This window comes from Phyllobacterium bourgognense (assembly GCF_003337575.1).
Taxonomy (GTDB): domain Bacteria; phylum Pseudomonadota; class Alphaproteobacteria; order Rhizobiales; family Rhizobiaceae; genus Phyllobacterium; species Phyllobacterium bourgognense.
The window spans coordinates 437043-462639 of the sequence record NZ_QPJM01000003.1 but is presented as its reverse complement, the minus strand read 5'-3'; the positions used below and the strand labels follow the sequence as shown (position 1 = coordinate 462639).

Sequence of the window (25597 nt, the reverse complement as noted above, 5' to 3'; positions counted from 1 at the left end):
GAAGCAGTTCGACGAAACCCTTTGAAATGTCGGTGCGCCGGACGCTAATTCCCCGCTTCTCAAGCTCAAGTGCATCTCGGCCACCACCGCTTCCGATCTCCAGCACCCTGCCCGAGCCGCCCAGCTCGGCCACGAACGCATCGATCTCTGTCGCTACCCATTCGGGCATCGCCGCGGCCTCGGCAGCGTACTCCGCCGCGACCATATCATAGGACCGCACGGTATTCCGGTCGGTGCTCATTCTAGCGCTCCTCCTTCAAGACAATAGGCTCGAAAAATGCTTGGACAATAGGGGAAAAATCCTAAATATATGCTTTTAATCAGTAGGTCCGGGGTTCGAACCCCCGCGCGCTCACCAACAGAACAATTTCCAAACACCGCAGCATATGCGACTTATATAGCGCAATGGTCGAGGTTGCCGAGAACAGCCGCTCGGCCCTGCATTAAAATGCGATGTCGTTTGAGACCGAATTGAAGTGATTCTAAAAGACGAGAGATATCCAAGAGGAAAATATCCGGGGGGAACTTAAGGAATGATCTTCGACAGAGTTACCCGCATTGCATTCGCAGTCGCCAGCGCGTTTCTCATGTTGCTGGCTTTTGGTTTGATCGCTTATGCAGCCTATGAAGTTGCGAGGGATTTGGTGACATACAGTGCCAACATCGGCACCACCCTGCTTGAAGCAGTGGGATATACTGTCATCGCCATCGCAGTATTCGATGTCGGCAAATACCTGTTGGAAGAAGAGGCAATTCGCGCCCGTGAGATGCGTCGGGCGGCCGAGGCTCGCAGGAGTTTGACAAAATTCATCTCGACCATTGCCATCGCAGTGTTTCTGGAAGGGTTGGTCGCGGTATTCGAGGCTGGGAAAAAAGACGTTCCGACAATGATTTACCCCACGCTCCTGCTGCTCACCGGCGTTTTGTTGGTCGTTGGATTGGGCATTTATCAAAAACTAAGTGCGTCTGTAGAAAATGAAATATCCGACAAGGATCCAGCACCGACGACACGGAACAAACGCTCTGCTTCACAAACAAACAAGTGAAATGGGAAGCGGACCACCAATTTTTGCGATTGCTGATCCGCTCCGCTCAGGTTTCATCACCCGGGGATGTCGTCTATAAGAGCTCAGGTAGAAGGCTGCTCGAGAATACTCCAGTCAAACTTGCGCGCCCAGCCAGCGAAACTGTGCCAGCTGATTTCCGGGAAGTCCCTCCGCACGGCGGAAATGTCGACGTCATAGCCGACGCGGTCGAACCATTCGAACATGAGTGCCGCATCCTCGCTTTGCTGGCGAGCCGCGGCGATCGGGATTTCCTGATAGTTGATCGGGCGACCGATGGCTTGCGACAGGATTTTCGCCTGCTCCTCGCCAGATAACTCATCTCCGGCGAAATCGAAACGTTTGCCGATCACGTTCTCGCGCCGCTCAACCAGGACGGCAACGAAAGCTCCGATGTCCGCCACGGCTACCAGTTGAAGGACGCGTTTGGGAGGCATCGCGAAAGCATGCGTGCCTTGGCGCAGCGCACCAATCGACCACGGTGCGACGACATTCTCCATGAAGGCGACCGGCGCACTGATTGTATAGGGGATGCCAAGGCCAGCGACATGCTTCTCGACGAGATACTTGCTTTCGAAATGCGGGATACCTGTCTTCTTGTCGGCATCGGCGACGGACGAGTAGATCAAATGCCCGACGCCAGCAGCTTTCGCAGCATCGGCGGCAAGGATCCCCTGGCGGGTTTCCTCCTCCACCCCAGCCTCATAGCTATTACCCATCAAAAACATCGTATCGACATCATTTGCAGCCCTTAGAACCGATGTCGCGTCACCGAGATCGCCAGCCACGACCTCAGCGCCTGCCGATGCGAGCTGCTGTGCGTTATCGCCGTCCGGTTTGCGCGTAAGCGCTTTGACGCGATGTCCTCTCGATAGCAGTGCGTGCGCGACCGCGCCGCCTTGCTGGCCCGTCGCGCCAGTAACCAGAATGCTTCGCTTGGTAGTCATATCTCTGCTCCTGTTGTTTCCGATGAAGCGAAGTTAGGACTTGTCACATTAAACCATAATAGCCTATAATTGAGAAACATCGTCCCGAATTTGGATACAATGCTGGACCTCAACGATATTGTGGTGTTCGCTCGCGTCATAGAGGCTGGTAGCTTCACTGCCGCAGCGCGGTTGCTGGGCATGCCCAAGACGACGGTCAGCCGTCGCATTGCCGCGCTTGAGCGTGAGGTGGGCGTCCGCCTGCTTCAGCGCACCACACGCAGCCTCAACGTGACGGATGCAGGACGTCTCTACTACGAGCAGAGCAGCCAGGCGCTGCGGACAATCGAAGATGCAAATCTACAGCTCGCGGAAGCGAGGGCAGAGCCTTCGGGCACAATTCGGATATCGGCTCCAGTCGGCTTTGGTGGTCATTTCCTATCCAGCGCGATTTTCGATTTTCTGGCGACCTATCCGAAAACCAAAGCCGAGTTGTGCCTGACCGACGACACGCTTAATCTGGTCGAGAAAGGTATCGACCTCGCATTCCGCACCGGGGTCCTTCCAGACTCCACACTGATCGCCCGCAAACTCGGCTCTACGCATAGAATTCTATGCGCGAGCCCGGACTATATCGCCCGTCATGGCGTGCCGGTAACTCCGGCGGACCTCGCCCGCCACCACTGCGTCATCGCTGGCCCGTCGATAACAAATGCGCACTGGGTGTTGGACGGCTTGCATGGACAGGAAACGGTCATAGTGTCCGGGCGCTTCGCCGCCAACGAAATGCAGGCGGTAACTGCTGCTGCGATTGCCGGCTACGGCATCGCCCAATTACCCTACCAAGTGGCCGAAGTGCCTAACAAGGACGGGCGGTTGCGCCGCGTCCTCGACGATTACACGACACCTGTTGGCGGCCTCTATGTTGTGTATCCGAGCAGCCGCCACCTTTCGCCCCTGGTCAAGGCGTTCATCGAACTCGCAGCAGAACGATTGAGCGCCGTCAGCGAGAAAAATGAAGCCGTGGTCGACTTGAGCCAAAGCAGCCGGTAAACCCGGTCCGCTCCTACACTTGGGGAAATTTCGAATCCGGCACTACGACCAGTTTCCCGACAAATCCCTTTGCCATGAAATCGGTCTGCGCCTTGTGGAACTCGGACAAGCGATAGACGCCGCCGACAAGCGGCTTGATCTTGCCTTCCTTTATGTAGCGCAAGATACGACGGAAATCGCCGCGCGTTCCCTGTGATGATCCATGCAGGGCGAGCTGCTTGAGATACATTGTACGCAAGTCCAGCTGCACGACCGGTCCACCGATCGCTCCCGCTGTGGTATAGCGGCCCTCGGCCCGCAGGATACGTAGCAGTTCATTGAACATTGCACCGCCGACGAGATCGGCAACCACATCGATGGGCTTGCCCCCTGTTGCATTATTAACCGCAGCAACGAGATCTTGCGTACCCCGCGTGATGACAGCTTCAGCGCCGAGATCGAGCAGTGCCTGTTCCTTGCCGGGCCCGACAAGTGCATACGGAATCGCGCCGCGCGCCCGCGCAAGCTGGACAATGCCGGAGCCGACACCGCCGGACGCTCCGGTGACAAGTATGTTCTCGCCATGCTTCAGCCCTGCCCGTTCCAGCATCTGTTCGCCGGTCAGGTAAGCACAGCAGAACGTCGCAAGCTCGACATCGCTCATATCCGTATTCACCACATGGGCGTTCTCGGCAGGCACCGTGACGTATTCCGCATAGCCGCCATCGCGGCCGTGGCCGATATAATCGATATCTGCAAGGCTATCGTCTTCGCGATTGTAGATCGAGAAATCCACCATGACGCGCTGACCAATGCGGTCGTGCGGCACACCCTCGCCGACAGCAGCTATATTTCCGACAATGTCGGTTCCCTGAATACGCGGAAAGGTCAGCGTCGGCTCTTGCCTGCGCCACGTGGAAATGGCGCCGGCATCTTCCTCGGTGCCATAAGCGCCTTCCCGCACCCACACATCGGTGTTGTTCATGCCACATGCGGTGACAGAAATCAGCACTTCGCCCGCAGCTGGCGCTGGCACTGGTACTTGCGTGTTGTAGATCAGCTTGTCGAGACCGCCATGGCCGATGAGTTGAACCGCGGCCATGGTCTTCGGAAACTTCTCATGTTTCATCTTCGCTACCTCAGAGTGTCTTGGCTACCGATCCGACAGCATCGGCTGCGGCTTTGACGACGATGTCCGCTTCGTGCCGTGTCAGGCACAGGGGTGGCGCGAAGCCCAGAATATCGCCTTGCGGCATGGCGCGGCCTATCACCCCCAGCTCTGCCAGGGCCGTTGCGATGCGCGGCCCGACTTTCAATGCCGGATCGAAGAACTTGCGGTCGTCCTTGTCCGCAACAAACTCTACGGCCGCCAGCATGCCGTCGCCACGAACCTCTCCGACGATTGGATGATCGGCCAGCGCCTGCGTCAACTGCCCGCGGAAATAGGCACCTGTCTCACCTGCATTGGTCACGAGATCGAGCTTGTCGATCAATTCGAGGTTGGCAACCCCGGCCGCCGTGCAAATCGGGTGCGCCGAATAGGTCCAGCCGTGACCGAGCGCGCCCAGCATATCCGAGCCTTGCACCAGCACCTGCCAAACCTTGTCGGAGACGATGACGCCCGACAGCGGCGCATAGGCGGAGGTCAAACCCTTGGCGATGGTGATCAGGTCCGGTTTGATGCCGTAGTGGTCGGAACCGAACATGGTGCCCAGACGGCCAAAGCCGGTCACGACCTCATCGGCGATCAACAGGATGTCATATTTGTTGAGAACAGCCTGGATTTTTTGCCAGTAATGCGCCGGCGGCGGCACAATACCGCCGGTGCCAAGGATCGGCTCGCCAATGAACGCCGCCACCGTTTCCGGACCTTCGGCCAGGATCATCTCCTCGAGCTTGTCGGCGCAATGCTGGGAGAATTGCTCCTCGCTCATCGAGCGGTCTTCGCGGCGGAAATAATAGGGCGCATCCGTGTGCAGGATCGGCGCGCGCGGCAGATCGAAAGCATTGTGGAAGAGTTCGAGGCCGGTCAGACTACCGGTCATGACGCCAGAGCCATGATAGCCGCGCCAACGCGAGATGATCTTCTTCTTTTCCGGACGCCCGAGCACATTGTTGTAGTACCAGACCAGCTTGATGTTGGTCTCGTTCGCGTCAGAACCGGACAGACCGAAATAGACGCGGCTCATTCCTTCCGGTGCGCGGTCGATGATCATCTTGGCCAGTGTAATCGACGCATCCGTGCCATGCCCGACATAGGCGTGATAATAGGCGAGCTCCTTGGCCTGCTTGGCAATCGCGTCGGCGATTTCCGTCCGCCCATAGCCCACATTGACGCAATAAAGCCCGGCAAATGCATCGATGCTCGTCCGCCCTGTGCTGTCGGTGATGTGAACGCCCTCACCGCCTCTGATCACCCGGGTCGGCGTTTCGCCGCGCGCATGTGTGCCCATATGCGTCGAGGGGTGAAAGAAATGATCCCGGTCCCAGGCGTTAAGTTCGTTAGAGCGGTCAAGCATGGTGATTTCCTTTAAAATTCAGTGCGTATCGATGCAGAGATATTTGAGTTCGGTGAAAGCCTCGATCCCATGACGCGAGCCCTCGCGACCAAGACCTGACTGTTTGATGCCGCCGAATGGAATCGGCGCGCCGGTAATTTTAACGCGATTGATCGCGACCATGCCGTATTCGAGTTTGCGTCCAAGACGCAGCATACGCGCACCGTCCTTGGTGACGGCATAGGCGACAAGACCGTATTCCGTGGCATTGGCCCGCGCAACGACCTCGTCTTCGCTGTCGAACGAGGCGATCGCTGCAACAGGACCAAACGTTTCCTCGCGCATGATCAGCGCATCGTCGGAAACATTGGTCAGAAGCGTCGGCTCGTAAAAGAGCGTGCCAGCTCGATGGCGTTTACCACCAACGAGGCAATTCGCCCCGCGCGCCAGGGCATCAGCGACTTGTTCCTCAACCTTCTGTACCGCTCGTTCGTGCATCAACGGCCCGATATCGCTGCCTTCGGTCAATCCCGGCGCGACCTTGAGCTCTCCAATTCGCTTGGTAAGGGCAGTGGCAAAAGCGTCTTGAATTGAGCGCTCAACATATATGCGGTTGGCAGCGAGGCAATCCTGACCCGACGTTGCGAATTTTGCGGCGATGGCGATATCCACCGCGCGATCGATATCGGCGTCGGCGAAAATGATCAACGGCGCATGGCCGCCAAGCTCCATGATCAGGTTTTTCATCGTCGGAGCGCATTGGCCGGCGATTAAGCGTCCAATTTCCGTCGAGCCGGTGAAACTCAAAGCGCGAACACGCGAATCTTCACACAGACGTCCGACAATGGTGGCTGCGTCGCCTGTGACAATGTTGAAAACGCCGCCCGGAATACCTGCGCGGTCGGCAAGTTCGGCCAATGCCAGCGCCGATAGTGGCGTTTGGGACGATGGATGCGCAACGATCGTGCAACCGGCCGCCAACGCCGCTGCAGCTTTTCTCGTCAGCATCGCCGATGGAAAGTTCCACGGTGTTACCACACCGACAACACCCAAGGCTTCGCGACGGACAATCATTTCGGCATGCGGCAGATGACTGGTAACGCCCTCGGCATTGAGCCGTTTGGATTCTTCCGCATACCATTCGATAAACGATGCAGCATAGTCGATCTCACCGCGGGATTCAGCCAGCGGCTTGCCCTGCTCCAGCGTCATGATCAAGGCCAGATCATCCTTGGCTTCGAGAATGAGTTCATACCAGCGGCGCAGCTTGGATGTGCGCTCTTGCGGCAAGAGATCCCGCCACGCTGGGAATGCCTTCGCCGCGGCGTCGATCGCAATTGTCGTTTGATCAGCATTGAGTTTCGAAACCCAACCGATTTTGGCGCCGGACGCCGGGTCGCTGACCTCGAACGTCTGACCTGCGTCGCCGGCCGTCCAATGGCCGTCGACATAGGCCAACTCGCGCAGCATGCGGCGATCACGCAGGCCATCGAGGGCCGGATGGCGGTCTGGTCGTGCGAAATGGGCGGACATGCGGTTCTCCCGAAAATGTTCGGTACAAGACTCGCATGAAGATGAAGAGAGAGAGGCTGTTTCCCGTTGCTATCCAGGAGAGATTGTCTGCATCAGGACAGAAATGAAGAGAGATTGACTAACTGGGGTCAGGACCTAGGGGTCAGTTGCCGTCACGAGGTCGGCGACCGGCAGAATAACGTCATCCTTGACCGTCTTGGTGACGATATAGGTGAAATAGCGGTCTATCCCGATTTCGCGCTGCAAGAGCCCATCCACCAGACGCTGATAGGCATCGATATCCCGCGCCATGACCTTCAACACATAGTCCACGCCGCCGCCGACTGACCAGCACGCTACAACCTCCGGTATGATCTTGATGGCCCGTTCGAACCGGTCGAAATCCGCCTGACGATGCGCTCCAAGGGTCACTTCCATCAGAACGGTTGTTACCGGCGTCACCAGCCGCAGAGCAATACGAGCATGATAACCGGTGATAATTCCGGCTTTCTCCAGCCGGCGCAGACGCGTCCAGCACGGCGTTGGCGATATGCCGACGCGTTCGGCCAGGGCAAGTTTGGTGATCCGGCCCTCGCGCTGGATCTCGTCAAGAATGCGAATATCGATCGGATCAAGCTTGAATGGTGTCATGTCCCGCCTGTTTAAAATTAATCCAATAACCATGACGTTGTGATTTTTCGATTGTCAATTGCACTGACTTGGATCACTTATAAATCATGACATTTTGGCGCCCCGATCCGACAACCCTCCGCCGTCCGGCCTACCTCTCGCTGGCCGAACAGATTGCACGTGCCATCGCCGATGGCAAACTCGAGAGCGGCGCACGCCTGCAAACCCACCGGCAAATGGCTGACGATCTGCATCTCTCGGTGCAAACCGTGAGCCGTGCCTATGAAGAATTGATCCGGCGCAATCTTATTTCCGGTGAAACGGGACGCGGTACGTTCGTGCGATCGCTGCGCCGCGAGCCGGATCCGCCCTATCTGCCGGAACGGCTCGGCGAAGTCATTGATCTCTCGATTCTAAAACCGATCTGCGAGCCCATGCACCTAGATCGCATGAAAAAGGCGCTTGGCTGGCTTGCCGAGAACCTGCCTGCAAGTTCGGCGCTATCCTTCCGTCCGAATGTGGTGTTTCCACGCCATCGCGCCGTTGCGGTGGAATGGCTGCGCACCTGCGGACTTGATGTTCCGGCTTCGAATATCAGCCTGACCAACGGCGCGACTGCCGCCATGAGCGTGGCGCTGATGAGCGCTGCACCGCCCGGCTCGAAGGTCGCGACCGAAGGCATCGGCCATCACACACTGACGCCACTCGCTTCCTATCTCGGTCTGACGCTGGAGGGTTTGGCGATCGACGATCAGGGGATTATTCCGGAGGCACTGGACGCTTGCTGCCGCGACAGCGGTATTCGCGCGGTTTTCGTGCAGCCATCCGTGATCAATCCTACTGCAACTCTGATGGGTATCGAGCGGCGCGCCGCCATTGTCGAGGTTGCACGCCAGCATGATATAGCGATCATCGAAAGCGATATACTGGGTCCACTGGTCGAGAATCGCCCACCACCGATTGCAGCGCTGGCGCCGGAGCGGACACTTTATTTCACCAGCTTCACAAAAATCGTCGTTCCAGGATTACGCATCGGCTATCTCGTCGCGCCGGACCGTTACGTCGCTGCCGTCGCCAATCGTCATCTTGTATCGAACTGGATGGCAACGCCGCTCGTTGCCGAGATCGCAACGCGGTGGGTTTCGGACGGTACGGCCCTCGAATTGGTGAATTGGCAACGCGAAGCGCTTCGCACAAGGCACGCCACAGCATCGGAAGTCCTGTCCGGCATTCCGTTTCTGTCGCATCCGCAAAGTCTTCACATCTGGTTACCGCTGACGGGGGAACGAACCGAGGAGGCCTTCGTCGCCCACGCAAGACTGCAAGGTGTGGCAATCGCCACGGGCGCTTCGTTTCGCATATCAAACCATCCCTGGCATCCGGCGGTGCGCATTTCTCTCGGCTCGACGACAGAAGCGGAATTGCGTTCCGGCCTCGCGGTCGTGGCCAATTTGCTACGTGGTGATCTCGAACACCTGTTGCTCGCGATTTAATCGCCTCGCCTCAAAATTCAGCACGATCATCTATATTGTCATGATTTAATTTTTATAATTGACATGATTTCATAAGTCTCCCATCGTTAGAGGCATGAGGCTGTCTCAACCAGAAGGAGACATGCATGCCCCCAACGAATACCGCGCCGATCATCGAGATCAACGGCATCAACAAGAGCTTCGGCGCGTTCAAAGTCCTGAACGACCTGTCGTTTAGCGTTGCGCCGCGCGAAAAGCTTGCTTTGATCGGCCCATCCGGGTCCGGCAAGACGACGATCCTGCGCATTCTCATGACGCTGGAAGGCATCGACAGCGGTGAGATCCTCGTCGATGGCGACAGTCTCTATCAGATGAAGCGCAACGGCAAGTTGCAGCCAGCCGACGATGCTCATCTGCACAAGATGCGCGAAAAGATTGGCATGGTCTTTCAGCTGTTCAATCTCTTCCCGCACAAATGTGTCCTCGACAATGTCACGCTCGCGCCGATGCTGACAAAAGGTGCGTCTCGCAAGGATGCCGAACACCACGCCATGGAATTGCTTGATATGGTCGGGCTCGCCGACAAGGCAAAATCCATGCCCTCGCAATTGTCCGGTGGCCAGAAGCAGCGTGTCGCCATTGCTCGCGCGCTCGCACTCAAGCCGAAAATCATGCTCTTCGATGAGGTCACCTCCGCACTCGATCCTGAATTGGTCGAGGAGGTGCTGAATGTTCTCTGGAAGCTTTGCCGGGAAACCGACATGACGATGCTTCTGGTGACCCACGAAATGGGCTTTGCCCACGACTTCGCCGATCGCGTTTTGTTTTTCGATCGCGGGCGAATTGTCGAGGACGGCAAACCCGACGAAATCTTCCGCCATCCCAAACAGGAAAGGACGCAGGCCTTCCTGAAGAAGATCATCGCCGCCGGTCACCGCGTCTGAAGACGGGAACCCCGACGATTAGCAACACAAGAAAAACCAAAGGAGCTGGGAACATGACCAAACTATCAATCATCAACGCATTGCTTGGAGCGGTGGCACTTTCGGCCCTCGTGTCGTCCTTGCCTGCCAAGGCGGACGAAGCACTCGACAAGCTGAAGGCGCAGGGCTTTGCCCGCATCGCCATCGCCAATGAACCTCCATTCACGGCCGTCAAGGCAGACGGCACCGTATCTGGCGCCGCCCCGGATGTTGCTCGCGCAGTGTTCAAGAAGCTCGGCGTCAACGACGTCGTGGCGTCTATCTCTGAGTATGGTGCAATGATCCCCGGCCTTCAGGCTGGACGTCATGATGTCGTCACTGCCGGTCTTTTCATGAAGCCGGAGCGTTGTAATGCCGTGGCCTATTCCGAGCCGATCCTTTGTGATGCGGAAGCATTCCTGGTGAAGAAGGGCAATCCAAAAGGCTTCAAGAGCTATGCCGATATCGCTAAGGATGAAAAGGCAACCATTGGCGCACCGGGCGGCGGCACCGAAGAACGTCTTGCACTCGAGGCCGGTGTACCGCGTGAGCGCGTGATTGTTGTTCCGGATGGCCAGAGCGGCCTGAAAATGCTGCAAGACGGCCGTATCGACACCTATTCGCTGCCGGTCTTGTCGATCAATGATCTGGTCAAGAAAGCCAATGACCCGAATCTCGAAGTTATCGCTCCCGTGCAGGGCGCTCCGGTCTATTGCGATGGGGCGGCATTCCGCAAGGGTGACACGGCGCTTCGCGACGAGTTCGACAAGGTTCTCGCTGAGATGAAGACGTCGGGCGAATTCGCCAAGATCATCGAGCCCTATGGTTTCTCGGCAAAGGCAGCGATGTCCACCACCCGCGAAAAGCTCTGCGCAGCCAAGTAGTTCCGCGCGAGTCTTCGACCGCTTCGTTAACAGCGAAGCGGTCCCATGTTCTGCAATTCCAGCAAAGGTGGCGTAGCGATGGGCCAATGGGCCGGCTATCTGCAACTCATTCTCGACGGTGCTGTCGTGACCATCAAGCTGACGCTGATGGGTTCGGCGCTGGCGCTCGTGATGGCATTCCTGGCGGGTCTCGGGCGTTTATCGCGCTTTGCGCCAGTGCGCTGGCTCGCGACCGCGTATATCGAATTTTTTCGCGGCACGTCGATCTTCGTTCAGCTGTTCTGGGCCTATTTCGTGCTACCGCTCTTCGGCTTCACGCTGACGCCCTTGCAAGCCGGTGTCCTCGCGCTTGGCCTCAACGTCGGGGCTTATGCTGCTGAAGTGGTGCGCGGCGCTGTCAAATCCATTGGTAAGGAACAATATGAGGCCTGCACCGCGCTCAATTTCAATCGTTGGCAGGGCCTTCGCAACGTGATCTTGCCGCAGGCTTTCGTGCTGATGCTCCCAACGTTCGGCAACAATGCCATCGAACTCCTGAAAGCGTCGGCTGTGGTCTCCCTCATCTCTCTGTCAGACATGACGTTTCAGGCACAAGTGGTACGGGCGCAGACGGGCAGCACGCTGTTTCCGTTCCTGACAATTCTCATTCTCTATTTTGCCATCGCCTGCGTCATCTCCTTCGCCATTCGCGGCCTCGAGCGTCACCTGACGCGCGGCCTTGACGGCATCAGGTCATAGGAGGCAGCGATGGAATGGGATTGGGCTTTCGTCATTCAAATTCTTCCGACCCTCATCGAGGGCGCGAAGATCACCATCCTCGCGACGGTGCTTGGATACATACTGGCTGCGATTGTTGGGCTTGCCATCGCTATCGTTCGCCGATCAAAGAACAAACTGATTTCGAGGCCAATGGGCTTCGTTGCGGAGTTCATTCGCGGAACACCTCTGCTGGTACAGCTTTATTTCATCTTCTACGTGCTACCGGATCTTGGACTGACACTCTCTCCACTCGTGGCCGGCGTAATCGGTCTCGGTCTGCACTACGGAACTTATACTGCCGAAGTATACCGCGCCGGCATCGATAACGTTGCGCGCGGACAGTGGGAAGCAGCCAAGGCATGTAATCTCAACGCTTGGCAGACCTGGACACAGGTCATCTTACCACAAGCGCTACCGCCCATGATCCCTGCCCTCGCCAATTACTTCATTGCCATGTTTAAGGAAACGCCCCTTCTGTCTGCTATTACGGTACTTGAACTGATGAATCAGGCGCGCAGCATCGCCAACTACAACTACCGCTATATTGAGCCGATCACGCTCGTCGGAGCGTTCTTCCTCGTCATCAGCCTGATTTCCGTCGTCGGGCTGCGTTGGCTGGAACGCCGTTATGGCAGGATCGACTGAGGAGCATGATCATGGACGCCTTCCCTACGATCCGCCAAACCGCCATGGCACTGGATTTTGACGATCGCCCGCTCAGCAAACGCGTCGGGCTTGTCATCCTTGCTACGGATCACACGACCGAACCGGATTTTCAGCGCATGGTGGCGAGTGATCGCATCGGTCTTTATACCGCGCGCATTCCCTATGCGAACCCGACCACGCCCGACAATCTGCGGCGCATGCAGCCTTCGCTTACCGAAGGCGCAAGCCTCATCCTGCCGGGCGAAGATCTCGATGTGATTTGCTATTCCTGTACCTCGGCTTCTGTCGTGATCGGCGACGAGGAGATCGAAGCCGCAATCAACCTTGCCAAGCCCGGCGTGCCGGTTGTAACCCCGCCGCTGGCCGCCGTGCGCGGATTGCAGGCGCTCGATGCAAAACGCATCAGCATTCTCACGCCCTACACGATCGAAACCAGCACACCCATGGCGAGTTATTTTGCGGCCAAAGGTTTCGACGTTGCGAGTTTCACCTGTTTTGGTCTCGACGATGATCGCGAGATGGCGCGGATCAGTCCACCATCGCTGATTTCCGCTGCTCAAGAAGCCATGGCGAGCGATGCTGACGCGCTGTTCATTTCGTGTACGGCAGTGCGGGCGGCGGGCGTTGCATTCGCCATCGAACAGGCAATCGGAAAACCTGTTGTCAGCAGCAATCTTGCAACTGCCTGGGCAACGCTACGCATATGCGATGATCTTATGCCTCATCCGGAATGGGGCAGTCTGATGACTCAATCCATGGCCGGTTGGTGACCGATGACCGACAAACTGGTGACCATTGCCGAGATTGAGAAAGCGTGCGACGCGCTTGCGGGCAAGGTGGTGCGCACACCTACTGCCAACTCGGTATCCTTATCGGAAATGACAGGCCTGCCGGTCTTTCTCAAGCTCGAACACCGCCAAACTACCGGCAGTTTCAAGCTGCGCGGTGCTACCAATGCCTTGAGCCAGCTTTCCGTAGCCGAAAAGCAACGAGGCGTGGTCGCAGCATCCACGGGAAACCATGGCCGCGCCCTCGCCTATGCCGCTCATCTGGAAGACGTACACGCCATCATTTGCATGTCGCGACTTGTCCCGCAGAACAAGGTGGATGAGATTCGCCGTCTTGGCGCCGAGATCCGCATCATTGGCAAATCGCAGGATGATGCGCAGGAGGAAGTAGACCGGCTTGTACGGGAGAGCGGCCTCACCATGGTGCCGCCTTTTGACAACGCTTCGATCATTGCCGGGCAAGGCACACTCGGTCTCGAGATCATTGACGACGTTCCAGACGTCGACACCGTACTCGTTCCGGTATCAGGCGGCGGTCTGGCCTCCGGCGTTGCGGCGGCGGTCAAGGCCAAACGTTCTGCCGCGAAGATCGTCGGTATTTCGATGGACCGCGGCGCCGCCATGCGTGCCAGCCTTGATGCTGGCAAGCCTGTGCTTGTCGAAGAAAGTGAAAGTCTGGCGGATTCGCTTGGCGGCGGGATCGGCATTGATAACCACTTCACCTTCGCGATGGTCCGTGACCTGCTCGATGATGTGATCCTGCTCTCCGAGGATGAAATCGCTGCTGGCATGGCTCACGCCTACATGCAGGAGCGCGAAATCATCGAAGGCGCGGCGGCTGTCGGCATCGGTGCGCTGCTCGCGGGAAAAATCAAGGCCAAGGGACCTGTCGTCGCCATTCTTTCCGGCCGCAATGTCGACATGGAACAGCATCGGCGCATCGTCTGTGCGGATATCAACGAAAGGGCCGAACCATGCCCCTCATGACGATTCTTACCGAAGAGGATCTACGCAAGATCGTGTCACTCGATCTCGACGCTATTGCCTGCGTGGAATCTGCGTTCGAAGCCTTGGCGACCAAGGCTGTCGCCATGCCGCCTATCTTGCGGCTCGACATTCCTGAACATCGAGGTGAAGTCGATGTGAAGACGGCGTATGTTCCGGGTATCGATGGTTTCGCCATCAAGATCAGCCCCGGTTTCTTTGATAATCCCAAGCTCGGCCTGCCCAGCGTCAACGGCATGATGGTTCTGCTCAGCAGCCGCACCGGTCTGGTCGAAGCCCTGTTGCTCGACAATGGCTATCTCACCGATATACGCACGGCAGCTGCGGGCGCAGTTGCGGCAAAGCATCTGTCGCGGCCCGAATCCAGTGTCGCCGCTATATTCGGAGCCGGTGTTCAGGCGCGCCTGCAACTCGAGGCATTGACTTTGGTTCGTCCAATCAAGCAGGCGTGGATCTGGGCCCGCGACATCAACAAAGCCCAATTGGCGGCAAACGAGCTCACTGAAAAGCTTGGTATCGCCGTCAGCGCTATAGCTGATCCGGAAAAGGCTGTTCGCGACGCGGATATCGTCGTGACGACAACGCCCTCGTCCCAGCCAATCCTGCAATCGACCTGGCTGCAGCCAGGCCAGCACATCACCGCCATGGGTTCTGACGCCGAGCACAAGAACGAGCTCGATCCAGCCATCATAGCCAAAGCCGATCTCTACGTCGCCGATAGCCTCAAGCAGACACGCCGTCTAGGTGAACTTCATCACGCCATCGAATCGGGACTGGTAAAGGCCCACGCGACCTTCTCAGAGCTCGGTTCTGTCATCGCCGGTTCGGCAAAAGGCAGGCAGTCACAAGAGGCAATCACTATCGCCGATCTGACCGGCACCGGCGTGCAGGATACCGCCATCGCAACACTTGCCCGTGATCGCGCCAGACAGTCGAACGCTGGAACGAATTTCGAAAGTTGATATGGGCTTCGGCCCAAGCATGAGGAAACTGATATGACAGAGCCAAATCTCAAATTCACGCGGCAGGAATTCGCCGAAAGATTGCAGAAGACCCGCGCGGCAATGCAAAAGCGCGGCATTGATCTTCTGATCTGCAGCGATCCGTCCAATATGGCGTGGCTGACGGGATATGATGGCTGGTCTTTCTATGTGCACCAGGCCGTGTTGATACCGCCGGAAGGCGAGCCGATCTGGTATGGTCGGGGCCAGGATGCCAACGGTGCGAAGCGCACGGCTTATCTTTCCACCGACAACATCGTTGGTTATCCGGATAATTATGTTCAGTCCACCGAACGCCATCCAATGGATTATCTGTCGAAAATCATTGCGGAGCGTGGTTGGGACAAGCTGACCATTGCCGTCGAGATGGACAATTACTGGTTCTCCGCCGCCGCATTCGCGTCCTTGCAGAAACATCTGCCGAACGCTCGCTTCGTTGACGGCACTGCGCTCGTAAACTGGCAGCGCGCAGTGAAAAGCCCGACTGAAATTGAATACATGCGCAAGGCCGCCCGTATCGTTGAGCTTATGCACCAGCGCATCGTCGACAAAATCGAGCCGGGCATGCGCAAATGCGATCTGGTCGCCGAGATTTATGATGCTGGCATCCGTGGAACCGATGATTTCGGCGGTGATTACCCCGCTATCGTGCCCCTGCTGCCTTCCGGTGCAGACGCTTCGGCGCCCCACCTTACGTGGGACGACAAGCCGATGAAGGTCGGCGAAGGCACCTTTTTCGAGATCGCCGGCTGCTACAACCGCTACCATGTTCCCCTTTCGCGCACGGTGTTTCTGGGCAAACCCACCACGGAATTTCTGGACGCAGAGAAAGCCACTCTCGAAGGCATGGAAGCTGGTCTCGCTGCAGCGAAGCCGGGCAATGCCTGCGAGGATATTGCCAATGCATTCTTTGGCGTCTTGAAGAAATACGGCATCGTCAAGGATAACCGCACCGGCTATCCGATCGGCATCTCCTATCCGCCGGATTGGGGCGAGCGCACCATGAGCCTGCGTCCGGGCGACAGGACCGAACTCAAGCCAGGCATGACGTTCCATTTCATGACCGGTTTGTGGCTCGAAACCATGGGGCTTGAAATCACCGAAAGCATCTTGATCACCGACACTGGCGTCGAATGCCTTGCCAATGTGCCACGCAAACTCTTCGTCAAGAACTGAGGCCTGTCATGCAGTCAAAAACCCTGCGGCCGTCGCCCATCACACCTACCGTCGATCTGGACAAGCAAGGTGTGCAGCACGGTTTTTTGCGGTTGCCCTATAGCCGCGATGATTCCGCCTGGGGATCTGTCATGATACCCATCGCAGTCATCCGCAATGGCAACGGGCCTACGGCGCTGCTGACTGGCGGCAATCACGGCGATGAATATGAAGGACCGATCGCCCTCTTCGACCTTGCCCGCACGCTCGACGTGGGCCGGGTCGGCGGTACGGTCATCATCGTTCCGGCGATGAATTATCCAGCGTTTCGCGCCGGGACGCGCACGTCGCCGATCGACAGGGGTAATATGAATCGCAGCTATCCGGGAAAACCGGATGGCACGGTAACCCAGAAGATCGCCGACTATTTCACCCGCGAATTGTTGCCGCGCGCCGATGTTGTGCTTGATTTCCATTCTGGTGGCAGGACACTCGATTTCGTACCCTTCGCGGCCGCCCATATCCTGCCTGACAAAGTGCAGGAGGCCAAAGGCTTCGATGCCGTCAAGGCATTCTCGGCACCATGGTCGATGCGCATGCTCGAAATCGACGCGGTCGGCATGTACGACACGACGGTGGAGGAAATGGGCAAGGTGTTCGTCACCACCGAACTTGGTGGCGGCGGTACGGCTCGCGCCGAAACAGTTGCCATCGCCAAACGGGGAGCGATGAATGTCTTGCGTCATGCGGGCATCGTCAGTGGCAAGATCGACCACCGTGACACGCGCTGGCTCGATATGCCGTCGCGTGATTGCTTCTCCTTCGCCGAGGATGAAGGGCTGATCGAAACGATGGTCGATTTGGGGGATTCCGTTAAAGAGGGACAAGTGATCGCTCGGATCCATCCGATCGGTCGTACCGGCATTGCTCCGGCTGAAATCCGAACGAAGCTCACCGGGCTCCTTGCCGCACGTCATTTTCCGGGCTTGGTCAAACCGGGCGACTGTGTGGCAGTCGTAGGCACTGTCGACTGAATTTCCAGCCGCTTTTCGGCACACCGCATCAAATCGAGCGCGGAATCCGCAGTTCGGCTCTTAGTCCGCCGTCTGCATCATTCGCGAGCGTGATATCTCCACCGCTGCGTCGCGCGATATTGCGCGCGATGGTCAGGCCCAGACCAAATCCACCAGTCTGCCGGTTACGGGAGCCTTCGACCCGCCGGAACGGCTGGAACACCTCGTAGAGCTTGGCCTGCGGAATGCCCGGCCCTTCGTCTCGGATGGTCAGCAAAATGTCAGCACCACTTTGCGCGAGGCTGATGTGCGCCTTTTCGCCGTACGTCACCGCATTGTTAACGAGGTTTGTTACACAGCGCCGCAGCGCGATTGGACGGCCCATGCAGATCAGACCACGCGACGCATGGCTGGTTTTGTCGAAGGATGCCTGCGGAAAACCATCCGCAACCGAGTCAACCAACGACCAGAAGTCGATCTTCTCCTGCTCTTCATCGACGATTTCATAGGTGGCAAAGTCGATAACGGAGCGGGATATGGCTTCGATATCGTTCAGATCGTGTGTGAGGGATTGGCGCAACGGCGATTTCCGCAGCAGTTCGAGGCGTAGGCGAATACGGGTCAACGGCGTGCGCAGGTCATGCGCCAGCGCGGCAGCAAGCTGCTCACGGTCGGCAACATATTCCTTCAATTGCGCCTGCATCGCGTTCACCGCTCGCGCTGCCGATTTATACTCGCTGCTGCCAAATTCGGGCAGTGGCGGCGACTTTACATCGTCGCCGATGCGCTTGACCGCTCTCTCCAGTGCTCGATACGGCGCCGTCAAGCGGCGCATCGCCCAGATAGACATTGCAATGACCACCGCGGCGACAGAACCAAATAGAGGCAGCGTCTGCGCGGTAAAGATCGGGGGCTCCGGTGCGATCGGCGTGACGAAGTTCAACCATTGCCCATCCTTGAACTTGATCGAGGCCGCGAGCCCGTCACTTTGGCTGAAATCCTCCGCGATATCAGAAAGCTGGCGCTCCACAATACCGACATCGGGGTCAGGTGCGCTGGGGTTGGTTGCAGGTCTGCTGGACGGCCGATTCGATGCGCGGCGAATCCGGGCGTCGATCACTCCGAACGCGGACAATCGCGCAACCAGCACATCTTCGAGCTCGGCAAGGCTATCGTCCGAAGCGATGGCCGATGTCACAGCCGGCTCGTCGGACATGGCGACAGGATTGGCAGTGTTCGACAAAGCGCTCGCCAGAAGTGGTCGCTCGGATGGCGGCGCGGCGTAGAGCACCTTGACGAGCGTATATGCGCGTTCGCTCAAGCGGAAGAGTTCGAGCACATTGTTGTTTTCAGCACGATCACGAGAGACGATCGATAATGTTGCAACCTGCGTTGTAAGCAGGCTGGCAATCAGGATGAGCAGGATCCAACTCGGCAGCGACTGGGGCAGAAACCGTTTCATTCCGCACTGACTTCGGGAACGAATTGATAGCCGCCACCACGGATCGTCAGGATCAATTTCGGCGAACGGGAATCGTCTTCCATCTTGCGGCGAAGGCGGCTGACCAAAATATCGATGCTGCGGTCATAACCATAGGCCGCGTTGTTGCCCACCAATTCCAGCAGCTGGTCGCGGCTCAACATGCGCTGGGCGCTTTTGACCAATGTTTCCAGAAGATTGAACTCTGCCGTCGTCAGTTCTACGCGCACTGCATCTGGAGACACAAGCCGCCGCCGCGAGCAGTCCATAGTCCAGCCGGCGAATTTGTAGACCGTCGGTTCGAGGCGCCGGTCAGGACCGGATGTATCGAGACGGCGCAGCACTGCCCTGACCCGCGCCAGTAGCTCCCTCGGATCGAACGGCTTGGAGACGTAATCGTCCGCACCCATTTCGAGCCCGACCACCCGGTCAGTGGTTTCTGTGACGGCAGTCAGCATGATGATCGGGATACGGGAATGCATCCGGATTTCCCTGCAAATTTCCATGCCACTTTTGCCAGGAAGCATCACATCCAGAATGAGAAGATCTATGGGCGTGCGGGAAAGGACTTCCTGCATTTCCTCGCTGTCTCGTGCAACCGAGACATGCATTCCCCGCTTCTTCAAAAACTCATGCAGGAGATCGCGAATGGCTTCGTCGTCATCGACAATCAGAATATGCGCGTCAGATTTCATGCTCAGTTCCTGATGACGATCGTTTTGCGCCCAGCCATGAGGCGCGGTCAACCCGTTGTTTTTACGCACGATCCATTGTGGAAGCCATGTAATTCTTTGGATCGAACAGCAAAGCCGGAATATGGAATGACTGGCGAAGCGGGCAAAATTCTGTCGTTTCGTGTCTTGTTACATTGCAGAAACAAAACACCACAAATCAGAAAAACTGAGGCAACACTCACGTCGGATAAAAAGCCCGTCAACTCGTGGTTGACTGGTCGAAACAGGATTTCTTCGTAACTCAAATGGCTCTTATGCGGAACATATTGACCATTTCGACAATCGTCCTGACAGGTGCGATGGTATCCATCGCACCAATCGAGCAGTCAATGGCAGCAGAGACACTCACCCGCACAGAGTTGTGCGGCAAACTCCAGCAACAAGTTCAACACGCAATGACGGAACACGCCGAGGCAAAACGGGCAGCCAAGGCGAAAGCACTTCAAAAAACGGGAACGAGGTTCTGTGCAAGCAACAAGCAGGCGCAGGGGATCAGATCGTATGCCCAGGCTTTGAAGCTGCTTGGTGTGCAGCCGGTTGACGACTGACCGACTGTATCACACAGGCCCGCATCGAAAGGAAACTGACCAATGAAAAAGTCCCTCTATACAGCTCTCGGTCTCGCCGTTGCCCTCGCTGTTTCGGCTCCGGTTATCGCTTCCAGCGCCAATGCCGCCCCTACTGCAACAACGGCAACTACCCCAGATACGACGACAACCGTGAAAAAGGTTCACAAGCCTGTCAAGAAGGTGCACAAGATGTCCGCCAAGAAGAAGGCCGTAAAGCCTGCTGAGTCAACTGCTCCTGCTCCTGCGCAATAATTTCTGCAAGCAAGAGATCATATTGTAGCAGACACTGTGCCGGTCGTGGGAGAACCATAGCCGGCATAGTTTTTTGATAGTGCCAAAGTCTAAACTTCATTTGCAAACTTTCGTTATTCAAATCCCACGTCCCATCGTAAAATCGAGCTGGTGATTCTCTTGGCCATGCATGGATCAAGAATCCGGGGCCGGTGGAGCATCTGACTGCGCCGTGCGTTCAAATCGGACGCACAACATTGAATGGAACATAGTCCCGTCGGGATTGTGCTCCGACAACCGGTTTTGTGGAGAATTGGCTATGGGCGGAGAAAGTCTTCTTATTTTTCTTTTGGTGGGGTTGATAGCGGGATGGCTCGCGAGCCAGCTCGTGCGCGGAGGCGGTTTCGGCCTCGTGGGTGACCTGGTGGTCGGCGTTATCGGTGCCTTTATTGCAGGATATCTCTTTCCGAGGCTCGGCATCTCGCTCGGCAGCGGCATCATAGGCGCCATCATCGCCGCTACGGTGGGAGCGGTCATTCTTCTCTTTATCCTTCGCGCCGTTAAACGGGCCTGATTTCAATAGGTATGAAAAAGCCTCCGAACTTGATAGTTCGGAGGCTTTTTATTTGGCAGTGAAACACCTTGCTAGGTGTGGCTCACCTGCGGGGCGGCCCCTCCCGCGTCGGGAACCCCCGTCGTTGCTTCAGCTTTTACATCCTTCTTGGAAATGAAGGTGTAGAACATCGGCACGACGAATAGGGTGAAGACTGTCCCGACAAGAATGCCGGAGAAGATCACCAGACCGATCGAATAGCGCGCTGCGGCACCGGCACCAGTGGCTGTGATGAGCGGTATAACACCCAGAGCCATGGCCGCAGTCGTCATCAGAATCGGACGAAGCCGGGTCTTCGCCGCAAGGATGATTGCGTCATGCCGCGATATACCGTGTAGTTCACGCTGCTGATTGGCAAATTCCACCATCAGGATACCATGTTTGGTAATCAGTCCCACCAAGGTGATCAGACCGACCTGCGTATAGATGTTGAGCGTGCCGAGCCCCAGATTGAGCGGCACGATCGCACCGAAAATCGAAAGCGGTACCGACATCATGATGATAAACGGATCGCGGAAACTTTCGAACTGCGCCGCCAGCACCAGATAAATCACCACCACGGCCAGTAGGAAGGCAATAAGGATCGTGCTTCCCTGCTCGATTTCCAGGCGTGACTGGCCGGAATAATCCATGAAGAACCCATCCGGCATCAAGGGGCGCGCCGTATCGATAACGGTCTGCAGACCTTGGCCGGTCGTAACACCCGGCAGCGGCAGTGCTGAAATCGTCGCCGAATTCAGCTGGTTGAACTGCTCGATGGCGGCCGGTGAAGCGTTCTCCGTGACCTTGATTACCGCTGACAACGGAACCATCTCGCCAGATGCACTCTTGACGAAGTACTGACCCAGATTTTCAGGATTCGATCTGTAGTCCTGCGGCACCTGGGGGATAATGTCGTAGCTATTGGAATCCCGATCGAATTTCGAGATCTTGCCGCCACCGACCAATAGCCCAAGAGTCTGGCCAATATCGCTTACGGGCACGCCCAACGCTGAGGCGCGATCGCGATCGATCGTCACCGTCACTTGCGGTGCGTTGAACGAGAGCGAGTTTTGAACGATGATGAACTGCCCCGAGGCTTGCGCCTTGTTCTTGATCTCTTCGGCAACTTCGAACACCTTGTCCGCTGGGCCCGTTGACTGGATAATAATTGAAATCGGCAGCCCGCCACCGGTACCCGGCAAGTCCGGAGGCGCAAAGATAAAGGCTTCGACGCCGGCAAGCGGGCCGATCATGCCTTGCAATTCTGCCTTGAGCTGTGCCTGCGATTTGGTGCGCTCTGACCAATCCTTGAACACCCAGATGGCGAAGGCGGAATTCGTCGTGCCGAAGCCCAGAATGTTGAAGCGTGTCTTCAACTCCGGCAGATCCTTGGTCAAGGCATCGATCTGATCCGCGTAAAGCTTGGTGTACTGCGACGTCGCATATTGCGGACCATTGACGATGGCAAAGAGGGCGCCCGAATCTTCTTCGGGAGCAAGTTCCGAATTGGTCTTGGTAAGGAGAAAGCCGGTCAACGCGACAAGCGCGACAACGATGAACAAGGTCACGAACCGAAAGTTGAGCGAGCCCGCGACACGTCGTTCATAGGCGCCTTCAAGCCAGCCAAAACTATTGTCAACAATCCGCTGAAACCGGCTGTGCCCACCTGCCCGCAGCAAGAGCGCGCACATCATCGGCGAGACGGTCAGAGCGGCCACACCGGAGATGATAACGGCGCCGGCAAGCGTGAACGCGAATTCACGAAACAACGAGCCAGTAAGCCCGCCGGTAAATCCGAGCGGCGCGAACACAGCCGCAAGCGTGATGGTCATCGCGACGATTGGTCCAGTGATTTCCTTCATGCCTTTCAATGCGGCATCAAGCGGTCTCAGCCCCTCCTCGATATGACGATGTATATTCTCCAGGACCACAATAGCGTCGTCGACCACGAGACCGATGGCCAGAACCATCGCCAGAAGCGAGAGCAGGTTGATCGAATAACCGAGCATAAACAGGAAGAAGCACACGCCAATCAGCGATATCGGGATGGTTACGACCGGAATGATGACCGAACGGAACGATCCAAGGAAGAGCAGAATCACGGCAACAACGATCAACACCGCCTCGCCGATGGTCTTGAACACTTCCTCGATCGACGAGCTGATCTGCTCCGTCGAGTCATAGACCATGTAAAGCTGCATGCCTTCGGGAAGGGTCGCTTGAATCGATGGTAATTCCTTGCGAACAGCAGCTGTCATATCAATGGGGTTGGCAGCAGGTGTCGGGAATATCCCAAGGAACGTACCACTGGCTCCATTGAAGCTAACGATCGTGTCCTTGTTGACGGCGCCGAGCTCAACCCGCGCCACATCGCGCAGACGAATGATGTTGTCGCCGTCGGATTTGATTGGCATCGCGCCAAAGGCCTCAGGCGTCTGCAACGTTGTCTTCAACGTGATAGGGGAAGCCGTGTAAAGATTTTCGATCTTGCCCGGCGCAGACAGGAAGTTCGACTGGTTGATCGCCGTCAAGACTTCCGATGCTGTCGTCTTGCGGGCAGCCAGCTTGATCGGATCGATCCACACGCGCATCGAGAATACCTGACCACCCAAAATCTGAGCGTCGGCGACACCTTGAATGGTCGACATGCGCGGCTGGATAACGCGCTCGAGATATTCGGTGATCTGCTCACTCGTCATATTCGGGTTTTGCACGGCCAGATACATCGTTGCGAAGTCCTGACCTGTACCCTTGGTGATGACAGGATCGTCGGCTTCTTCCGGCAAATCCCCACGCACCTGGTTGACCTTGGAGATTACCTCGGTCAACGCCGCATCAGGATTTGCGCCAAGCTTCATCTGAACCGTCACCGTGCTCGATGACGGAGCGGAAGAAGACGTCACGTAGTCGATGTTTTCCGTGGTGGTCACAGCCTTAGCGATCGGAGCAGAAATAAAGCCCTGCATCAGGTCGGCACTGGCGCCGGCATAGGCGGTTTTGATGGTGATAACCGTCTCTTCGACCTTGGGGTACTGGCGCACCGAAAGGTTCACAAGCCCCTGCGCCCCAAGCAGGATGATCATCAGAGCGACAACCGTCGACAGGACAGGACGGCGAATGAATATGTCTGAGAAATTCATTTTGTTGGCAGTCCTGATTCTGTTTTGCTGGCGGGGTTCACATCATTGGCGATCTTGACCGCTGCACCAGGACTCAAACGATTCTGGCCCGCCGTAACGACAACGTCGCCCTCTTTGAGACCTTTGGTTATTTCGACGACAAGGCCGGAGCGACGTCCTGGTCTGACGAAAACCTGCGTGACGATGAGCTTTTCTTCTTTTTTCTCAGCAGAAGCTGGTTGTGTTGACGCGGTCTCGTCGGCAGGCTTTGGCGCATCCGCAGGTTTTGCTGGATCTGCCGGCTTGGTTTCATCCGGAGCAGGACGAACGACGTACACGTAATCGCCATAGAGGCTCGAAACGAGCGCCGTCTGCGGCAGCGTGAAGACATTTTCTTCCTTCGGCAGTGTCACCCGAACCTGGGAAAACTGACCTGGGCGCAATTCTCCTTCGGAGTTGTCGACCTGCGCTCGCACCGAAACAAGCCTTGTGGCCGGATCGATTCTAGGTTCGATCGCTGTGATCTTGCCGTCATAATTGATGTCACTATCCGTCAGGCCAAGTCTGATCGGCTGACCGATCTTGATCTGGCTGAGGACCTGCTCATTCACTGTGAAGTCCACGCGCATCGTCGTGAGATCCTGCAAGGAAACGACGACCGTGCCGATTGGCAGATATTGCCCGAGCTCAATGCGCGGGATGCCGACTGTGCCTTTGAAAGGTGCCTTCAACAGCTTCTGATCCATAACGGCCTGCAATTTGGCAATCTCGGCCTTCTTGGCCAACGATGCAGATTGCGCCTCGTCAACAGCAGAAACAGCACCGACACCTCGGGTATTGAGCGTGCGGGCACGCGCCAGGGTCTGATCCATCAAGACATCTTGCGCCCGAGCGGCAACAATATCGGCTTTCTCGATCGCATCGTCGAGCTGCAGCAGCGGCGCGTCCTTCTCGACTGTCTGGTTGGCTTTGAATGGGATGTCCTTGACGATACCGGCAACCTCGACGGACAGCTCGACACCCTGGATCGCGCTTACCGTACCGATCGCTTCGATTTCCGGCATCCATTCACCCGGCTTCACGGTATAGGTCGAGACAGGCGCGGCTGGCTGCTGCATGGTTGCAAAGAACTGCTTGATCATCGAATCTCTGAAGAAATTGAACCAGACCATGCCGCCAGTGACTGCTACGACAAGAATCAGGATGATCGCAGGCATCATGTAGCGCTTGATCTTGGGGAACAGCGCCCAGATCAATCCGACGAAGACCAGAATTCCGATTGCCGTGGGCAGTATGTACCCCTTGAACTCCGGAGCCTTTGTCCACACCAATCCACTGATCACCGCGATCAGGATTAGAACGATTAGGGGTGCAATGTAGCGCTTAATCATGGAAAGGCGGCTCCAACAAAACAATGGCCAGCAAAAGTCTGCCAGCCTGTCATATGAATTTGAATCGTGTGGACTTGATGACCACGCGCAATGTACTGTACCGTCCGGACG

25 protein-coding genes are annotated in these 25597 nt (G+C 56.9%); 15 read left to right on the top strand and 10 right to left on the bottom strand.

What is annotated here, in order from left to right:
* A partial coding sequence (locus C7476_RS08730) for a class I SAM-dependent methyltransferase (protein WP_147274636.1) occupies positions 1 to 241 on the bottom strand: 241 nt, incomplete at its 3' end.
* Positions 242 to 533: 292 nt separating this feature from the next.
* Between C7476_RS08730 and C7476_RS08725 the strand changes: the two genes are divergently transcribed.
* Positions 534 to 1046, top strand: a complete 513-nt coding sequence (locus C7476_RS08725; RefSeq protein WP_114429431.1) for a GNAT family acetyltransferase — start codon at positions 534 to 536, stop codon at positions 1044 to 1046.
* An 83-nt stretch (positions 1047 to 1129) separates the two neighbouring features.
* Here the strand turns inward: C7476_RS08725 and C7476_RS08720 are convergent, their stop codons facing one another.
* A complete protein-coding gene (locus tag C7476_RS08720; protein WP_114429429.1) occupies positions 1130 to 2011 on the bottom strand; it encodes an NmrA/HSCARG family protein in 882 nt (293 codons plus the stop codon).
* Positions 2012 to 2110: 99 nt separating this feature from the next.
* Here C7476_RS08720 and C7476_RS08715 point away from each other — a divergent pair, with 99 nt between their 5' ends.
* A complete protein-coding gene (locus C7476_RS08715; RefSeq protein WP_114429427.1) occupies positions 2111 to 3043 on the top strand; it encodes a LysR family transcriptional regulator in 933 nt (310 codons plus the stop codon).
* Positions 3044 to 3056: 13 nt separating this feature from the next.
* Here the strand turns inward: C7476_RS08715 and C7476_RS08710 are convergent, their stop codons facing one another.
* The 4 genes from C7476_RS08710 to C7476_RS08695 all read right to left on the bottom strand — a co-directional run bounded on the left by C7476_RS08710 (position 3057) and on the right by C7476_RS08695 (position 7683).
* Complete coding sequence (locus C7476_RS08710) at positions 3057 to 4151, bottom strand: alcohol dehydrogenase family protein (protein ID WP_114429425.1); 1095 nt, start codon at positions 4149 to 4151, stop codon at positions 3057 to 3059.
* Between the two features lie 10 nt (positions 4152 to 4161).
* Positions 4162 to 5541 (bottom strand): aspartate aminotransferase family protein, encoded by a 1380-nt coding sequence (locus C7476_RS08705; RefSeq protein WP_114429424.1) that lies wholly within the window; start codon positions 5539 to 5541, stop codon positions 4162 to 4164.
* Between the two features lie 18 nt (positions 5542 to 5559).
* On the bottom strand, positions 5560 to 7053 hold the full coding sequence (locus C7476_RS08700) for an NAD-dependent succinate-semialdehyde dehydrogenase (protein WP_114429423.1): 1494 nt from the start codon (positions 7051 to 7053) through the stop codon (positions 5560 to 5562).
* Positions 7054 to 7188: 135 nt separating this feature from the next.
* Entirely contained in the window at positions 7189 to 7683 is a 495-nt protein-coding gene (locus C7476_RS08695) for an Lrp/AsnC family transcriptional regulator (protein WP_114429422.1), read from the bottom strand.
* A gap of 86 nt (positions 7684 to 7769) precedes the next feature.
* Between C7476_RS08695 and ehuR the strand changes: the two genes are divergently transcribed.
* From ehuR to doeB, 10 genes are all read left to right on the top strand, one after another.
* Positions 7770 to 9155, top strand: a complete 1386-nt coding sequence (ehuR, locus tag C7476_RS08690) for a MocR-like ectoine utilization transcription factor EhuR (protein ID WP_114429421.1) — start codon at positions 7770 to 7772, stop codon at positions 9153 to 9155.
* Positions 9156 to 9280: 125 nt separating this feature from the next.
* Positions 9281 to 10078: an ectoine/hydroxyectoine ABC transporter ATP-binding protein EhuA gene (gene ehuA, locus C7476_RS08685; protein WP_114429420.1), complete on the top strand. Its 798-nt coding sequence runs from the start codon at positions 9281 to 9283 to the stop codon at positions 10076 to 10078.
* Between the two features lie 53 nt (positions 10079 to 10131).
* Positions 10132 to 10980, top strand: a complete 849-nt coding sequence (ehuB, locus tag C7476_RS08680; RefSeq protein WP_114429419.1) for an ectoine/hydroxyectoine ABC transporter substrate-binding protein EhuB — start codon at positions 10132 to 10134, stop codon at positions 10978 to 10980.
* Between the two features lie 78 nt (positions 10981 to 11058).
* The gene (ehuC, locus tag C7476_RS08675; protein ID WP_114429512.1) at positions 11059 to 11718 is read left to right on the top strand and encodes an ectoine/hydroxyectoine ABC transporter permease subunit EhuC; all 660 of its coding nucleotides are present in this window, start codon (positions 11059 to 11061) and stop codon (positions 11716 to 11718) included.
* A gap of 9 nt (positions 11719 to 11727) precedes the next feature.
* Entirely contained in the window at positions 11728 to 12384 is a 657-nt protein-coding gene (gene ehuD / locus C7476_RS08670; protein ID WP_112526986.1) for an ectoine/hydroxyectoine ABC transporter permease subunit EhuD, read from the top strand.
* A gap of 11 nt (positions 12385 to 12395) precedes the next feature.
* Complete coding sequence (gene eutA / locus C7476_RS08665; protein ID WP_114429511.1) at positions 12396 to 13175, top strand: ectoine utilization protein EutA; 780 nt, start codon at positions 12396 to 12398, stop codon at positions 13173 to 13175.
* Between the two features lie 3 nt (positions 13176 to 13178).
* Positions 13179 to 14180, top strand: a complete 1002-nt coding sequence (eutB, locus tag C7476_RS08660; protein ID WP_114429418.1) for a hydroxyectoine utilization dehydratase EutB — start codon at positions 13179 to 13181, stop codon at positions 14178 to 14180.
* On the top strand, positions 14168 to 15160 hold the full coding sequence (gene eutC / locus C7476_RS08655) for an ectoine utilization protein EutC (protein ID WP_114429417.1): 993 nt from the start codon (positions 14168 to 14170) through the stop codon (positions 15158 to 15160). The genes eutB and eutC overlap by 13 nt, the downstream gene beginning before the upstream one ends.
* A 33-nt stretch (positions 15161 to 15193) precedes the next feature.
* Entirely contained in the window at positions 15194 to 16375 is a 1182-nt protein-coding gene (gene doeA, locus C7476_RS08650; RefSeq protein ID WP_114429416.1) for an ectoine hydrolase DoeA, read from the top strand.
* Between the two features lie 8 nt (positions 16376 to 16383).
* Positions 16384 to 17388: a N(2)-acetyl-L-2,4-diaminobutanoate deacetylase DoeB gene (doeB, locus tag C7476_RS08645; RefSeq protein ID WP_181872385.1), complete on the top strand. Its 1005-nt coding sequence runs from the start codon at positions 16384 to 16386 to the stop codon at positions 17386 to 17388.
* A 28-nt stretch (positions 17389 to 17416) separates the two neighbouring features.
* Here the strand turns inward: doeB and C7476_RS08640 are convergent, their stop codons facing one another.
* Together C7476_RS08640 and C7476_RS08635 are read right to left on the bottom strand one after the other, a co-directional pair.
* Positions 17417 to 18829, bottom strand: coding sequence for an ATP-binding protein (locus tag C7476_RS08640; protein WP_114429414.1), 1413 nt, complete (start codon positions 18827 to 18829; stop codon positions 17417 to 17419).
* A complete protein-coding gene (locus C7476_RS08635; RefSeq protein ID WP_114429413.1) occupies positions 18826 to 19542 on the bottom strand; it encodes a response regulator in 717 nt (238 codons plus the stop codon). Before C7476_RS08635 ends, C7476_RS08640 begins: the two co-directional genes overlap by 4 nt.
* Positions 19543 to 19847: 305 nt before the next feature.
* Here C7476_RS08635 and C7476_RS08630 point away from each other — a divergent pair, with 305 nt between their 5' ends.
* The 3 genes from C7476_RS08630 to C7476_RS08620 all read left to right on the top strand — a co-directional run bounded on the left by C7476_RS08630 (position 19848) and on the right by C7476_RS08620 (position 20955).
* Complete coding sequence (locus tag C7476_RS08630; RefSeq protein WP_245426224.1) at positions 19848 to 20129, top strand: FKBP-type peptidyl-prolyl cis-trans isomerase N-terminal domain-containing protein; 282 nt, start codon at positions 19848 to 19850, stop codon at positions 20127 to 20129.
* Between the two features lie 42 nt (positions 20130 to 20171).
* A complete protein-coding gene (locus C7476_RS08625) occupies positions 20172 to 20402 on the top strand; it encodes a hypothetical protein (RefSeq protein WP_114429412.1) in 231 nt (76 codons plus the stop codon).
* Positions 20403 to 20700: 298 nt separating this feature from the next.
* Positions 20701 to 20955 (top strand): GlsB/YeaQ/YmgE family stress response membrane protein, encoded by a 255-nt coding sequence (locus C7476_RS08620; RefSeq protein WP_114429411.1) that lies wholly within the window; start codon positions 20701 to 20703, stop codon positions 20953 to 20955.
* Positions 20956 to 21026: 71 nt separating this feature from the next.
* On the opposite strand, the gene C7476_RS08615 is transcribed toward C7476_RS08620, so the two are convergent.
* Entirely contained in the window at positions 21027 to 24116 is a 3090-nt protein-coding gene (locus tag C7476_RS08615; RefSeq protein ID WP_114429410.1) for an efflux RND transporter permease subunit, read from the bottom strand.
* Positions 24113 to 25486 carry an efflux RND transporter periplasmic adaptor subunit gene (locus C7476_RS08610; RefSeq protein ID WP_342633331.1) on the bottom strand — a complete coding sequence of 458 codons (1374 nt, stop codon included), beginning with the start codon at positions 25484 to 25486 and terminating at the stop codon, positions 24113 to 24115. The genes C7476_RS08615 and C7476_RS08610 overlap by 4 nt, the downstream gene beginning before the upstream one ends.
* Positions 25487 to 25597 lie beyond the last annotated feature (111 nt).